Annotated in this window: 14 protein-coding genes; all 14 read right to left on the reverse strand. The window is 35.7% G+C overall.

The genetic code is table 11. The features are described from left to right. Nucleotides 1–12 precede the first annotated feature (12 nt). On the reverse strand, nt 13–780 hold the full coding sequence (locus GQR60_RS18420) for a glycosyltransferase family 2 protein (RefSeq protein WP_124994346.1): 768 nt from the start codon (nt 778–780) through the stop codon (nt 13–15). A gap of 2 nt (nt 781–782) precedes the next feature. Next, on the reverse strand, nt 783–1,940 hold the full coding sequence (locus tag GQR60_RS18425) for a glycosyltransferase family 4 protein (protein ID WP_124994347.1): 1,158 nt from the start codon (nt 1,938–1,940) through the stop codon (nt 783–785). A 1-nt stretch (nt 1,941) separates the two neighbouring features. Continuing rightward, a complete protein-coding gene (locus tag GQR60_RS18430; RefSeq protein WP_124994348.1) occupies nt 1,942–2,868 on the reverse strand; it encodes a glycosyltransferase family 2 protein in 927 nt (308 codons plus the stop codon). Continuing rightward, nucleotides 2,853–4,118 (reverse strand): O-antigen polymerase, encoded by a 1,266-nt coding sequence (locus GQR60_RS18435; RefSeq protein ID WP_124994349.1) that lies wholly within the window; start codon nt 4,116–4,118, stop codon nt 2,853–2,855. The genes GQR60_RS18430 and GQR60_RS18435 overlap by 16 nt, the downstream gene beginning before the upstream one ends. Nucleotides 4,119–4,121: 3 nt before the next feature. Next, nucleotides 4,122–5,402, reverse strand: a complete 1,281-nt coding sequence (locus tag GQR60_RS18440; protein WP_124994350.1) for an oligosaccharide flippase family protein — start codon at nt 5,400–5,402, stop codon at nt 4,122–4,124. Between the two features lie 45 nt (nt 5,403–5,447). After that, complete coding sequence (locus GQR60_RS18445) at nt 5,448–6,872, reverse strand: UDP-glucose 6-dehydrogenase (protein WP_124994351.1); 1,425 nt, start codon at nt 6,870–6,872, stop codon at nt 5,448–5,450. Between the two features lie 243 nt (nt 6,873–7,115). After that, entirely contained in the window at nt 7,116–8,297 is a 1,182-nt protein-coding gene (locus GQR60_RS18450; protein ID WP_124994352.1) for a GNVR domain-containing protein, read from the reverse strand. 196 nt (nt 8,298–8,493) lie between these two features. Beyond that, nucleotides 8,494–8,889: a GxxExxY protein gene (locus GQR60_RS18455; RefSeq protein ID WP_124994353.1), complete on the reverse strand. Its 396-nt coding sequence runs from the start codon at nt 8,887–8,889 to the stop codon at nt 8,494–8,496. 68 nt (nt 8,890–8,957) lie between these two features. Continuing rightward, nucleotides 8,958–9,227 carry a nucleotidyltransferase domain-containing protein gene (locus tag GQR60_RS18460; RefSeq protein ID WP_225441455.1) on the reverse strand — a complete coding sequence of 90 codons (270 nt, stop codon included), beginning with the start codon at nt 9,225–9,227 and terminating at the stop codon, nt 8,958–8,960. A 145-nt stretch (nt 9,228–9,372) separates the two neighbouring features. After that, nucleotides 9,373–9,774 carry a nucleotidyltransferase substrate binding protein gene (locus GQR60_RS18465; protein ID WP_124994355.1) on the reverse strand — a complete coding sequence of 134 codons (402 nt, stop codon included), beginning with the start codon at nt 9,772–9,774 and terminating at the stop codon, nt 9,373–9,375. Between the two features lie 268 nt (nt 9,775–10,042). Further along, complete coding sequence (locus tag GQR60_RS18470; RefSeq protein ID WP_124994356.1) at nt 10,043–10,339, reverse strand: GIY-YIG nuclease family protein; 297 nt, start codon at nt 10,337–10,339, stop codon at nt 10,043–10,045. Nucleotides 10,340–10,485: 146 nt separating this feature from the next. Beyond that, on the reverse strand, nt 10,486–12,912 hold the full coding sequence (locus tag GQR60_RS18475; RefSeq protein ID WP_124994357.1) for an SLBB domain-containing protein: 2,427 nt from the start codon (nt 12,910–12,912) through the stop codon (nt 10,486–10,488). A gap of 313 nt (nt 12,913–13,225) precedes the next feature. Continuing rightward, nucleotides 13,226–15,178, reverse strand: coding sequence for a polysaccharide biosynthesis protein (locus tag GQR60_RS18480; RefSeq protein ID WP_124994358.1), 1,953 nt, complete (start codon nt 15,176–15,178; stop codon nt 13,226–13,228). Between the two features lie 587 nt (nt 15,179–15,765). Next, nucleotides 15,766–16,148: hypothetical protein (locus GQR60_RS20160; protein WP_225441456.1), on the reverse strand; the 383-nt coding region annotated here is incomplete at its 5' end.

Raw genomic sequence — 16,148 nt, forward strand, 5'->3', positions numbered from 1 at the left:
CACAAATTAAAATTATTTCAAGCAACAACGCATCCTTTTTTTTACCACATAATAAAAAATAAATTGAAACAATAAAAAAGTAGATAAAACCAAAGAAAACTTTTCTACATTTCTATAAATAGCCCAATTATACTTAATTAAACTAAATTTATTCGCAGATATGGAGTCTCTCCTATCACGATAAATTGCTAACGATTCATTTATACCGTAGGCATATTCATTTTTTTTAAGAATCGACAACCATAATGCCCAATCTTGTCTTTTTCTTATTTCTGGCATAAAAAACTTACCAAGTTGCTTCACATCATATATTGCTGTTAAACATCCTATGTAATTATTCTTAAGCATTGTTTTATAATCAACAGTATGTTTTGCTTTTACAAATCCTAAACTAGTTCCAACTTCGTCAATAATTCTATAACTTGAGAAAGATAAGGCATAGTTATTCTCGAACATGAATTGAACTTGTTTCTCAAGTTTAACAGAAGTCCATTGATCATCACTATCACAAAAAGCAATATACCTTCCAATTGCTTTTTCAATAGAAGAGTTACGTGCAATACCAGCACCTCTATTTTTACTCAAACGAAATATTTTAATACGGCAATCACATCGAGCATAATTTTCCAAAATCACCCATGTCGAATCTGTAGAGCAATCATCAGTAACCAACAATTCCCAATTTTCATATGTTTGGTTTAATATTGAGTCTATCGTTTCACAAAGAAATCTTTCCGAATTATATGTTGGAGTAATAATAGAAACTAATGGTTGATTCATAACTATTTATATATCATTTTTAAATGCGATTTTGCAATATTCTCCCAAGAATGATATTTCTTTAAAGTATCCAAATCTTTGAAATAACTTTTAAAGTCAGATATATCCAAATAGGCAGAAATAGAATTTGCCAATGAATCAATATCTTGAGGAGGAGGAGATAACGTTTTATATCTATCTGGAACTGTCTCTAATAAATTACCCACACTTGTTGGTAGAATTGGTACACAATATCTTAAGGCCGTATAAGAAATTCCACTCTGTGTTCCCGAGCTATATGGAAGAACAACTAAATCTGAAGAACATATGAAATCTCTCATTTTCAATTTTGAATGATAACCTTCAAAGTAATATATCCAGTCCATTTTTTTTACATAAGTACTAAATCTATTAAAATCTGCTTTATGCAAATTATTCTTCCCAGCTATGATCAATCTAAAACTAACACCCCTATCCTTCAGCAAGGCACAAGCTTCAATTAGATTAAATATACCTTTATATGGTCGAATTAAGCCTAAAAATAGCAAGATTGATCCTTTATAATCGATCTTTAAATTTCCTCTTGCAGATGATTTGGTTAAACAAGGTATTTCTTCTGACATCAAACCATGAGGAATACACACAATCTTTTGGTCAAGTCTATTATTATAACGGCACACCTTTTCTCTTTCAGAATTAGACAAAACAATAAGCTTATCTGGTATTCTATAGAAATATAAATATATGATACGTGTGAAAAAAGATTCTTTATCATGCGGAAATGCATTATGCATTGTATGATATACTGGAATATTTAAAATCTTCATTAATAAAAACAAAGGAATATCTACAATAGGAGATTTAATCCAAATAGTATGAATAGCTCCAGATTTCTTTTTCGCTCTGTAAATAATATTAAAGTAACAATAATAGTATTCCAAAATCCCTAGAATCTTGAACATAACCTGTATTTTAGGAAATCGTTGTCTAAGCTTTTGTGTTATACGGAAAAATGGAGAAACTTGATATTTAAAACTAGTACTATTATTAATTTCAGAAGTTATATATATAAATTTTAATTTTTGCGAAGCATATTTATTTAAACTCTTCGTTAAACAAATATTATAGTCTGTACCATAACCAAAAGGATCAATTAAATAGACATATTTTATTTTTTCCATATTATTTATTCATTTTATCAACATATTCAAGAATTGTTTCGTATCTCTTTTGTTTAAATAAAATTTTCTCCTTACCAAGCAAAAAACCTAATAAGAAAGAAAATAATAATTGCTTTTTACAATGAACTTTTAACAAAAAAATATAACAACGCTTATATAGCAAACTATAATGTTTATTCAAATAATTAATTAGTCCAATAGAAAATTGGTTTAATGAAAACTCAGAAGGATCACTAAAATTTTGAGTTGAGCTATATCCCCGATAGTGAATAATATTTAATTCCGGGATAAAATAATTATTGTATCCATCTTGTTTCAACCTATATGCAATATCAGTATCCTCATAATAGAAGAAAAAATTCTCTTCATCAAAACCATTTAATGAAACCAATGTTTGTGTCTCAAAAACCATAAATGCCCCATCAATATATTCTACTTTTTTTACGAAAGTCCAGTTAAAACAAAAAAGCTGTTTAGTAATAAACCTTTTCAGAAATGTAATATACAATAAATCAAATAAAATTTGCTTAATCCCTACAAAGTTACCGTAACTTGATTGCCATGAAATATTCGGATACACTTGTTGAATTCCTACCACTCCAACATTTTTATTATCATAAAAAAATAATTCAATATATGGGAAAGGATTACTTAGAAATACCATGTCTGTATTTAAAACACAAACAAATTTTGTATTTACCTCTTTAATAGCACGATTTACGGCTCCTCCATATCCGAAATTACTTCCTAAATTTAAAAATTTCACACCAGGGAACTGCTCTGGTATTAGCTCTTCAGATTTATCCGTAGATCCATTATCCGCAACAATAATATTTTTAGAAAGTATCCCATATTTCATAGCACTCTCTAAACATTCTTTAAGAATTAAATAATTATTGTAGGATACAAAGATTAAAGTAGTTTCCATTTATATTTAAAAATATTTCTGATTACTAAAAAAAACACAAGAGGAAATAAAAACTGACCAGACCGGAATAAATTAACAAAAATCGACATAAGTAAATAGGCCGAGATTAAAGATAGCTCAACAATATAAGAATCTTTAACTATCCATAATTTGGTTAATCTGTGAAAAATGAAACCTAACATAAAACACAGTACTATAACCCCAGGTAAGTGAAGATCCATATAAAAATCCTTCAACATAGTACCTGTATTAACTTTTCTAATTCCAATATCAACATCAGCTTCATATCTTTCAACTTCTATGCCAAATGGTTTGGCAAGGATTCTTACAATTGGAGCAAAGGTTTCCTTAAATGGTATCCATACCCTATCATCAAAATCATAATCAATTGAATTATCTAGAACTGCAATAGGTGAAACAAAATACAAATAAATGGAAGGTCGGAACAATCCCAACTCATCAAGCTCTTGAATAACAGGTAATTCTTTTTTAAATCTATAATTTTCATATCCACCCCGCACATCTCTAATGACTATCAATAAAAACCATATTCCCATTAATACAATTGAAAATATTAAAACTTGCCTAACATTAATTCTTAATTTAAAATTTCCCTTCTTATAAGAACTATAAAAAAATGAAGATCCATAAACAAAAAATCCAATCAAAATTGTAGCTCGTCCTAAATTAATTGCTGAATCAAGAATAATAATAAATAAGGGAAGTAAACAGAAGTACAATATTGAACCAATAGTTTTCTTAGTATTTACAAGATGAAATCCTCCTAAAGCACAAACAATTAAATCTAATGATCCTAAAAATGGTATTGCTAAACGATATTCCCCTGCAATCCTATCTCCATATAATGCATTTGCGTTAGATATTATAAATGCAACACCTCCATATTTCAAAATCATTAATGTAGCATTTATAAGTACAACTGAAGTTGACAACAAGAATATTAGTCTATAAAAAACCTCACTTGTGAGTATGGCATTCGCATTACTATTGTAATTAACTCTTACAGATCTACTTGCAATAAAACCACAAAACATAGAAAAGAATCCTATGAAAATAATTAAATATGTTGTAGGGTTAACACTATCTATATTCATTAAATCAAGTTCCATCAAAAAAGAACTTATCATCCATACTACTATCACTACTAATATCATGGTGAAACGTTTACAAAAAGCTAAATAACTCAAATAAAGAAGAGTAGTAAAGAATAATATTATAATTACCGCCATATACTATATTATTGGACATAAGCAAAAATTAACATTCCTTTTTTTAGCGAAAAAGAATGCAAGGAAAGCAGCAAAAAACTCAATGATTAAGGCTAGAATAGCAAGAGAATACAAATTTAGATAATTAACTAAATAAAGAATTAAAATTGAACACATATAAAACCCATTGGTATATAGCCTAAGTCTTAAAAAATCTTTATTAAATCCCCATGAAACAAGTACTAAATTTGCAAAGAACAAACTAATAGTGACAGGAATAATACTAATTAATAAAATTTGAAAAATGGGCACCGAATATATCATTTCAATTCCACCTATCAACTTTACGGCGTATCCACTAAAGCCAATTCCAACAATCATAATCAATATTGCAATAGACAAGGTGTAATTAAAAGACTTTCTTACAAAAACCAAATCTCTGTTTTTAGCGATACTAGGATAGATTGCCTGTCCTATTATTTGAATAGGAGTTTTTAAGACTGTTGATAATTTTTCTGCCAAATCATAATAGGCCACTTCTTTCATACCAACAAATGCTCCCAATACTACTTTACTTGTTGTCATATATAAGGTCGTTGAAATATTAGAAACAAAGAATGGGAAAGTATCTATAAAATAGCTCTTTAAACAAGAGAACGAAACAAATTTAAATTTTATTTTATGTTTCTTAAACACTATAACTAGAGAAGAAACTCCAGCTAAAATAGCACCGAAACCATTTATAATTGGCAAATACAAATAGTCTTTAGGAGAATGAATGAAAACAAATATTAGGAATAAAAACGTTAAACGACTAATTAAAGTGATATAAGTAATATATTTCATTTCTTCAATACCTTGAAAATACCAAATAGGAAAAATAACATCATAAAGACACATCCAAAGAGTCAAAAAGAACAGCATTTCATAACCATTTGATTGGGGGATAACCATTACTAAAATACTTAAAATAAGAATTGCCAAAATAAGTAGAAATCCTTTAATTAAGAATACACTACTTACAATTTCACTTAACTTATCTCGATTATTACGATGCAAACTTACATCTTTTGTTGCGGAAATATTAAAACCAAATCCTACTAGGATCATAAGATATCCTACTATGGCTTGAGCAAAAATTACAATTCCATAAATCTCTTTACCTAATACTCTAATCAAATAAGGGTAAGTAATTAAAGGTAAAAACAAGTTAAACACCTGCAATAGTGACAAATAACTAAAGTTCCTCAAAACACCTTTATTTCGATGAATTCTATCCTTTAACCGAACAATAATATAATTCAATTTTTTTTTGCTTTAATAATCTTTATTAACCAATTCATCATTACACTAATTTAAGCCTTTCCCTATATTATATACCTCAAATCCAATTTCTGTCAACTGCTTTTTATCAACAATATTTCTACCATCAAACACGAAAGCGGGCTTCAACATCTCCTCATACACCTTTTGCCAATTGTAGGTTTTGAATTCGTCCCATTCGGTGAGGATGGCTATGGCGTGAGCGGATTGCATTGCTGAGTAAGGATCGGTGTGGATGATTACATTTTTCAACAGATCCTTCGTCGCTTCGCTTCCCTCAGGATGACATACACTTTTAAGGTCAGAAAAGATTTGCTCCTCTGTCACCTTTGGATCGTAGATATGAATTTCTGCACGGTCTTGTAACAATTCGTCAGCCACATAAATTGCAGCAGATTCACGGGTGTCGTTGGTGTCTTTCTTGAAAGCCCAGCCCAGAAAAGCAATCTTTTTACCGGAAACGGTATTGAATAAGCTATCAATAATGTTCTTTGCAAAACGATGCTTTTGGTAGTCGTTCATTTTAATCACCTGTTCCCAGTAATCGGCCACCTCTGGCAAATTAAATTGCCTACACAAATAGACCAAGTTTAAGATGTCTTTTTGAAAACAAGAGCCTCCAAAACCAACGGAGGCTTTTAAGAACTTAGCTCCAATACGAGAATCTGCACCAATGGCACGAGAAATCTCATCCACATCAGCTCCTGTTTTTTCACAAAGTGCAGATATGGCATTGATAGAAGAAACCCGTTGCGCCAAAAATGCATTAGCAGTCAATTTTGACAATTCGGAAGACCAAACCCGAGTGGTGATGATGTTTTCACGAGGTACCCAGTTCTCATAAACAGCAACTAAAGCTTCTATAGCATCTTGCCCTTTTTCAGTTTCTTCACCACCGATCAATATTCTGTCGGGTTTATGCAAATCGCTGATAGCAGTCCCCTCGGCTAAAAATTCAGGACTCGACAAAATGTCAAAATTGACTCCGTTACCCGTTGAATTTAAAATCGTACTCAGTGCTTCAGCCGTACGAACAGGTAATGTTGATTTTTCAACAATAATTTTATCATCTTTAGAAACTTTGGCAATTTGACGGGCACACAATTCAATGTATTTTAAATCTGCTGCCATTCCTTTCCCTACCCCGTATGTTTTGGTCGGTGTGTTTACCGAAATGAAGATCATTTGCGCTTCATTAATGGCTTCATCCACATCCGTAGAGAAAAACAAATTTCGACCACGGGCTTCTGCGACCACATCGGCTAATCCTGGCTCATATATGGGTAATTTATTTAAATCCGTATCGTTCCAATCTGCAATGCGTTGCTCATTTACATCCACCACTGTCACCTTTATGTACGGACATTTTTGAGCGATCACTGCCATGGTTGGGCCACCTACGTAACCGGCACCTATGCAGCAGATATTTGTTATTTGTTTTGCTTTGGTCATTTCTAGTTTGTATTGTATGTTGTGTTTCTATATTTCCTTTACTAATTCACTAATTGTTTGAGATCCTTCGTTCCTCAGGATGACAATCCTTTTTTTAATGACTGCTCAATGAGTAGTGTCATTCTGAACGGAGTGAAGAATCTATTCCTTCCTGCATTAGATCCCTCGGCAAGCTCGGGATGACATCTGCTCATTCATTGCCGTCATCCTGAACGGAGGAACGCAGTGAAGGATCTGTCCACTTTATTGTTGAGATCCCTCTCCCGATTCTCGGGATCGGGATGACAATTCCTGAGAAGCAGTTTCATCCTCTCTCCACTTATCCTTTATACTTGCAAAGAATTCCTTTCCAAATACCATCCCTACACCAACAATACCCCCCAGGAAAGTCCAGATCACCAATATCATTGGGCGTTTGGGTTTTGATTTTTCCATAGGAATGAATACCGGTTCGATAATCGTGAAAACCGGCGTATCTTCCTTTACTTGTATTTTTTGAGTTTCCAACTGTTTGGCCAGTTCGGTGTACACCGACGAAGCCATGGAAAAATCGGATTGCAGGCGCTCCAATTGAGTTTGAGCCACTGCCGTGCTAACGTTTTTGTTCTGATCCCGAAAGCGGGCCAATTTATCCTGTACTGCGTTAAAAACGGCTTCCTTTTCGGCATAGCGTTCCTCTACAAAGGCCAATTGATCTTGTGCCTTCTGTATTTTAAAAGCTGTAATGGCCTGCTGCAAAAGCTCCTGAGCCTTTTTTGCCAATTGAGCGGCTGCTTTGGCCTCGGGCATGCGAGCAGATATAGTAACGTAGCCGTCTTTGTCGTTGAATTCAATAGACAATTGTTCCTGAATAATTTCGATAAGTTTTTTCTCATCTTCATTAATAGAAATCAAGCTGGAAGGATCTGGGCTCAAAGTCTCTTCTTCGCGACGGATCGCCCTGATGATTACTCCAGGTAAGCCGATGCTGTATTTTACCATATTGCCCAATAAACCTGGGCTGTAAATTTCTTCATAAAAATATGTGAATGTCACTTGTTTCTTTTGTCCTTCAATGTCCAAAGGGGTTTGCATCAATTCTTTTTGGAAGGGAATGCTGCTGATTATTTTTGGATACAATGAAGGAGGAATATCTGATCCACCACCCATACTTCCCAAATTGATTCCTGCCATGGCGGCTAGTCCGCCTAAGCCACCCAGTTTTAATCCACCTTCGGCAGATTGTGGCACCATGGTGGTTGTTGCCGTATATTCCTTGGCAGAGAAGATTGCAATGAATAAACCCAGCACCATAAAAATAAGCGTGGTGCGAATTACGGTACGTCGGCCGTTCCACAGGGTCTTTGCCAATTGAATCAAATCGATTTCATCCTCATGGTTGGCACTAGTTGTTTCTGTATGTTTGGATTCTTGTATTGTGCTCATTATTACATTCTGATTACGCTAGAAGCTTATTACGCTAATTAAGGCGAATTACGCTAATGCGTCCATTTGCACTTTATCAGCTATTGTGATATTCTTTTATATTTTAATTCTCAATAATTATAACTAATTACACCAGTGGGACAAGCCCATCTTCATAATAGTAAGCCTTTGCCATTAGCGAAATTCCTTCTTAAAATTAGCGGAATTCTTTCCTATCGGTATTAACAAATCTTTTATATCTCAACGACTTCTCACCAAAATTGACCAACAGCCCTAATTGGTAGTTTGTCGCTTTTAAATAATTCACTGTTTGCTGTTCATCTATTTTCAACAAACAAGATTTACTTTTTAACTCTACTATTATTGAATCAAAACAGATAAAGTCTGCTTTGAAGTATTTATTCATTTTTTCACCATCGTAATAAAGTTCCAGTTTCTTCTCTTTAACAAATGGTATATTTCTCTTCTTAAACTCTTTACCCAACGCCTCTGCATAAACACTTTCCAAAAAGCCAGATCCTAATTGACTATGAACATTCATACAAGCCCCAACAATTGCATAACACTTATCCTTATGTAACAAGTCAACCATTCGCGTAATTAGTTTAAATTCGTGCAATTCATAATTAAGAGATTGCTTCACCACTGACCATTGACTATTTACAACCTCTTTCCCTTTTCATCAATGTGCCTTCTCAGTTCTTCATTTGTGATTTGCTCATAATGAACTACATCAAAAAAATAGGGCAATGAATACTCTTCCTCCAGCAATTCCCGCAAAGATAAAACGATTTGACTATTTATCTTCTCCCCTTTTATGCACAGATCCACATCAGAAGCTGTTTTATAATTTCCCATTGCACGGGAACCAAACAAAATTGTTTCTTGAATTTCGGGCAATTTCTTTATTGCTTCTTGAATCCATATCATATCCTGTTGTGTTAGTCCGTACATACAATTTATTTGCCAATTACATTTCACTTTAAATATCCTCTTCCGAACTTTCGGAAGGACAATCCTTTTTGTTGAGATCCCTCTCCCGATTCTCGGGATCGGGATGACATCTTCCAGTGAACTACAGCCACTCTTTCATTTTTACATACAAGCATTTAATGGCCGGATAATAGTTGTTTTTTATTTTTAGTCCCATCTCCTTTGCAAAAGCCTCATCGTAAGTATGCACAGTTAAATTTCTATCTTTTAAAGCATCCATCCAAACATGACCATCCTCAACAAGCTTTACCTGAAAAGCATGTTTTATTGTTTCGCGGGGAGTCTTTGGGTCAAAACCTTCCGACTCCAAATAATCTTTCATCACCTTCCATGCCAATTCAAAACTCAATTCGAACGCCTGAATAACAGCCATAATTTCAATTTCAGAAGGAGAAATAATCTTCATGGTTTTATCCAGCACCGTATACGCTTTTTCAAAATTCTGAAAACGCTGCCTCCATCGTATGTCTTTTTCCTGATTCATCGTCAATTCTAATAAACTGTTACAACTATTTTTAACAACTCACTTTATTTTCATTTAAAGCTGTCATTCTGAACGAAGTGAAGAATCTGTTCACTTATATAATTAGATCCCTCGACAAGCTCGGGATGACAGTTCAACTGAAAGTCATCCTGAACGGAGGAACGTAGTGAAGGATCTGTTCATTTACGCCTCTTCTCTATTTGAATGAGATCCCTCGACATCCCGATAGCTATCTGGATCGGGATGACGTTCAACTGTAAGGATCTGTTCAAACAAAGAACTCATCCTCTAAAAACTTCCATTCCGGATTGAATTCCGAAATTAAGATATTCTTTTTCTCTCGTCGCCATCCTTTTAGTTTCTTTTCTCTCCCGATCGCCAAATTCACATCATCGTGTTCTTCAAAATAGATCAAATGATGACAATTATATCGTTTTGTAAAAGCATTTATGTGGTCTGCATGACTCACATGCTCACTCAATCTTCTTTGTAAATTATTTGTAACACCCACATATAAAACAGTTTTGTTTTTATTTGTCAATATGTAGACGTAATATATTTTCACATTCTCTTTTTAATGTTTAGATCCCTCGACAAGCTCGGGATGACATGCAAAATAAAGCTGTCATTCTGAACGGAGTGAAGAATCTGTTCACTTATATAATTAGATCCTTCGACAAGCTCGGGATGACATCCGTATAATCCCTCTTCCTAACGCGTAGCCACCGCAATGGCAGTAATTAATGTTGCAAAAGTAGATGCAATGGCCAACCATTTGCTTGCCTGTCCGGCTTTGTCTACCTCTGGTTTTTCAGGAACAATAATCTCGCAACCCGGTTCTACTTTCGGAAAACGACGGCCAAACAATCCTCCTTTTGTTGCCTGAGTGGTTCCATTGGCATACAGGACATATACTTTTCCTTTTTTTGCCCGTTCGGCAAAACCACCACTGCTGTACACGTAATCTTTTAATTTTTTCTTTTTTGTAAAAGTATGAGCCACCGGACTCAATACAGAACCGGATACCATTACCGTCTCTAATTTAGAAGGAACCAAAATCTGATCTCCAGCTTTTACCTGCAAATCTTCCACACCGCCAGGATGACCTAAAATGGCAGTCAAATCGATTCCAACAATCCGATAGGCTACCTTTTCAATATCCGCTTCGGTCATGGTGGTATCCTGAGCCGCAATGGCCACTTTGGCCTGATATTCTGCTTCACTCAATTCTATTCTCCGGCGCAAAGAAGCCCCTTTCACATAAGCCTCTGAAGTGATCCCCCCTGCTCTTCGGATGATATCTGATATTTTTTCGTTCTTATGAGTAATCCCGTAATCCCCGGAATATTTAACTTCTCCCTGAATGTTGGCGGCTCCCTGAGGACGAAACCCCGGAGCGCGGCGCACATACACTTTATCGAAAGGTTTCAATAAAAAGGCTTCATCTTCCGCATTCAATTTCAGATTTCGATCCAACGAAAACTGAAAGGTATGCAGCAGTGATTTTGTCAATTCACTGGTCTCCTTGTAATCCAACACGCGGCTCACTTCCAATCCTGCCACCTCAGCATCCTCTTTGAAACCTCCTGCCTGAAAAATCAGATCTCCTATGCGTAAATTTTCTGCCCAGGCATAAGTTCCTTCGAACTGAACTTCCCCAACAATCTCAACCGTTCTGGCTTCGCGCATATCAAATATGGATGAAATCTGAATCCGGTCTTCTTTCTGAAGCTCAAAATCTATTTTTCCATTCACAACATCACGAACCGAAAAGGAAACGGCTTTCAAGCTCATATCTTCCAATTTTCGGGTAATCACCCCACGCTCCATGAAAGCCTCTTCCTTGAGTCCTTCCGCATTTTTAATCAATTGGGACAACTGCAGACCTTCTGTCAATTCATAATTGCCCGGACGGTACACCGCGCCATCTATACTTACCCGGTTTTCGAAACGTTCGGTGAGCATTCCTGCTACCAAAGAGTCGCCGTTCATCAGTTGAACCTGATCGTATTGATCTGCTGAAACGCCTTTAAAACTAAGAGTCCTGGAATTGTTTCGATACAATTCCAAACGATGAGTATAGGCTTTATCTGTAAAGCCACCTGCAAAGCGCAGCAGATCAGCTACTGTTTCCTCTTTTTGAGCCTCAAACAATCCGGTCCGTTTAAATTCTCCTGCTACTTTCACTCTTTTTGCGTAAGGACGCACCAAAACCACATCCTGATCGCGCAACTGTATGTTGTTTTGCGTTTTTCCATCGATTAAATAAGCGTAAACATCTATACTGCACACCAATTTACCATCGCGCTGCACGTCGATACTTCGGAAAGATCCATTTTCATTGGGTCCCCCTGCAAGGTATAAGGCATTAAAAGCCGAAGCTGTTGCCGGTAAAGAATAGGTGCCCGGTAAATTCACCTCCCCAATCACATTCACTTTAATCCCTTTTAAGCTTCCCATACTTACATCAGCAAAGGTATTGGGCCGCTCGCCACCCATGCCGTTGTAAATGGAAAGCAATCTGCTTTTAATTTTTTCCTGTGCTTTGGCAAACGAAATGCCATACACGTGAACCGGCCCTAAATCTGGAATGGTTATGGCTCCGTTTTTTTGAACTGTTAACTGATAATTTTGCTGAGAAGCACCATAAACAGATATATTCACCTCGTCTCCTATTCCCAATGAGTAAGATTCTGACACAGGCACATCTATTGCCGGCTCGAAACTTAAATTTTTTGAGTTGAAAAACTGAAACCCAAAAATCTCTTTGTTTTTTTCTGTGGCTTTAAATTCCTCTTTCTCAGTGAACTCTTCCTCCTTTGGAACTTTTAAACCTTCCTTCAGGTCTTTCTCCTGAGTTTCCCCGTTTCGTTTACCGCTTTTGTACTCGTTGATTTTTTTCACCATTTGATCGATCTGCAACTGAGAAGCTCCTCTGGCCCGTGCCAGTGCCATTGCCTCTTCCAGACTCATGCCGTTTTTTTCCATTTCGGAAATCAGCTTTTCAATCTGAGCATCACTCAAGGCTTCCACATTTACACTCGCTGGATTGATATTTGTGTTTTGAGCGTTTGCTGTCCCGATGAATAAAACCGCAAACAAACAAACCAGAAACATTTTTTTTACCGACCAAATCATAATTTCAATAACATTTATATAGTATGTACCTTTATTCCTATCCTCTATATCCGTTTTGTTGTGACAAAACCCTATTTCAATAAGACGAAAGATTTATTTTTGCAGCACAAAAATAAGGAACGAATACACAATTCCCTAATTTCCGAGCATTTTACTTCCCTTATTTTATGAACACATTGCCTACAGAACTGCAATTCCCCGCAATAATACAATTTCTCAATCATTTATTTGCCTGTCAAACCTGCCAAATAAAAAAACCGTGTCAATAAATTAGATACGGTCTCCTTATAACAACTTCCATTTCTCCGGATAATTATCGCAGCATTTCTTTGATTTCGGCCAAATCAATCAATCCAATCTGCTCTTTCCTGCGGATAATTTTTGCATCCAACTGTTCATAGATTGAATTCATTGATTTAAATTCAGGCACAATAGCCTTCATATGCGCAACAATCTTAAAATTATCATTTTCATCAAGCAATTCACAAAAATGGTTAATCAATAGTTCAACCTCTTCCCGTTCATAAGCCCGGACTTTTGCAATCATAATTCTGGGATGTTTGGTAGGTACTGTATTTTCTTTCACATTCAACAATTCCTCATATAATTTTTCGCCCGGACGTAAACCTGTAAACTGAACATTCACATCGACACCTACCTTCAGCCCACTTAATTTGATCATCTTGTAGGCCAAGTCAACAATTTTCACAGAACGTCCCATATCAAAAATAAAGATTTTCCCCCCTTTACCGATTGCACCAGCCTGCATCACCAACTGACAAGCTTCAGGAATCGTCATAAAATATCTGGTAATATCAGGATGAGTAACCGTAATAGGGCCACCTTTCTCAATCTGAGACTTAAACCGGGGAATTACAGAGCCATTTGAGCCCAGCACATTTCCAAATCTTGTTGTAATAAAATGAGTTTGCCCGCCCGGGAAATTCATGCTTTGCGTATAAATCTCAGCAATTCTTTTTGATGCCCCCATTACATTAGTTGGGTTCACAGCCTTATCGGTCGAAACCATTACAAAGCGCTCCACACCATATTCCAATGATAAATCCGCAATATTCCTGGTTCCAAACACATTTGTTTTTATGGCCTCGGAAGGATTGTTTTCCATCATTGGCACGTGCTTATAAGCAGCAGCATGATACACCAATTGAGGTTTAAAAATCTCAAACATTTTACGCGTTCGTTCCAAATCACGCACATCTCCAATTACAATCTCAAAATCATAAAAATTGAACTCTTCCTTTAATGACAATTCAATATCGTATAAGGGCGATTCTGCCTGATCGAACAAAATAATGCTCTTGGGACGAAAACGTGCTACCTGACGCACCATTTCACTCCCAATAGATCCGGCAGCACCGGTAACCAGAACCGTTTTACCTCTCACCTGACTGTCGATTTCATCCCAGTCTAATTTTATGGGTTCCCGCTCCAACAAATCCTCAATTTTAATGGCCCGGATCTGCTTCACACTCAACTCGCCATTCACCCAGCTTTCAAATTTAGGAACCTCCCAAACCTTCACATTTTTATTCAGGCATTTTTCAATAACATCCTGACGTTCCTCAACACTTAAATCTTTTTTGGCGATAATAACCTTATCGATTTCCTGCTTTTCCAACAATTTCTCCAAATCATTGGGACTATATATCTTTATATTCTCTAACTTACTTCCTACTTTCCTATTGTTGTGATCTATAAATCCAACAATGGTACTATTTACCTCTTTACCACTGTCCAAGGCATGCTTTGCCATGATACCAAACTCATCACTTCCATAAATCAGTATATTTTCCCGAATTTTAGAATAAGTTAAATACCTAAAATAAAGAGCCTTAAAAATAATACGACTGCTGGTCATCAAAAAAACCATTGATATGTATTCTATAATCAGAATAGAAAACGGAAGCAGGTAAACGCCGTTCAGAAAATAGTAGCTCAATCCGTTTGTAAGAACAAACAGTAAAGATCCCATAGAAATCACCATGAAAATACGTTCGGCATCTTTAGCACTTGTGTACCGAACAATTCCTGCATAGGTTCCCCCAATCAGGAAACTAATAGCTCTCACCAACAAAACCAGAGGAATAACAAACTTCGCGGAACTCAGATTAACGCTTTCCAAATTAAAGTTGAAGCGCAATAAGTAAGCCGCAGAAATTGAAGCCAGCCCAATAAGCAAATCAATTAGAAAAACGATCCAACGAGGTGTATTGTGATCGAAGACACTAATTTTAGATAAATTCATAGATATTGGTTTTATATGTAGTAGTGTGTACAATAAATACAAAGTACAAAAATACCTTCTTATTTTACTAAAAGCAACTGTCAAAGTTGCCATTTTTACTTTTTATCGTTTTTTATAACCTATTCACATACAATTATGACCTCTTAATCCAAAGGTGCTCAAAACTATATGATTATATAAAACGCAAAGGGTTGCGTGAAAGTTTCAAAAAAAAATACATTGTATTCATTTCGAGCAAGTTAATGCAATACACATTTCTTTTCCAAATCATGAGCTAAAGCCACATGGCAACTAAATCAGATTTCACTTTTTGGACTCTTCAACTTTTCGACTTTTCAAGACCCTTCCAGACATTTCATCTTCAGACAGCCCTCTCCCTGTCGGGATTTCCCCTCAAAATGGGAGAATTGTTACAATTGACCTTTTTCTCACAACTAAAGCTGTTGGCAACACATCGATTCACAAAACACATCTCTTTTCCAAATCATAAGTTAAAGCCACTTGGCATTTAAATCAGATTTCACTTTTTGGACTCTTTGGGCTCTTTGACTTTTCGACTATTCAAGACCCTTCCAGACATTTCATCTTCAAGCACCCCTCTCCCTGTCGGGATCTCCCCTCAAAATGGGAGAATTGTTACAATTGACCTTTTTCTCACAACAGCTAAAGCAGTTGGCAATACATCTATTCACAAAACCATAAAGCCACATGGCATTTAAATCAAATTTCACTCTTTGGACTCTTTGACTTTTCGACTCTTCGACCTTTCGACTTTTGGACTTTTCCAGACTCTTCCAAACTTTCGATCCCCAAACACCCCTCTCCCTGTCGGGATCTCTCCTGAAAATGGGAGAATTGTTACAATTGACCTTTTTCTCACAACAGCTAAAGCAGTTGGCAATACATCTATTCACAAAACCATAAAGCCACATGGCATTTAAATCAAATTTCACTCTTTGGACTCTTTGAC

The organism is Labilibaculum euxinicum (assembly GCF_009795715.1).
Classification (GTDB): domain Bacteria; phylum Bacteroidota; class Bacteroidia; order Bacteroidales; family Marinifilaceae; genus Labilibaculum; species Labilibaculum euxinus.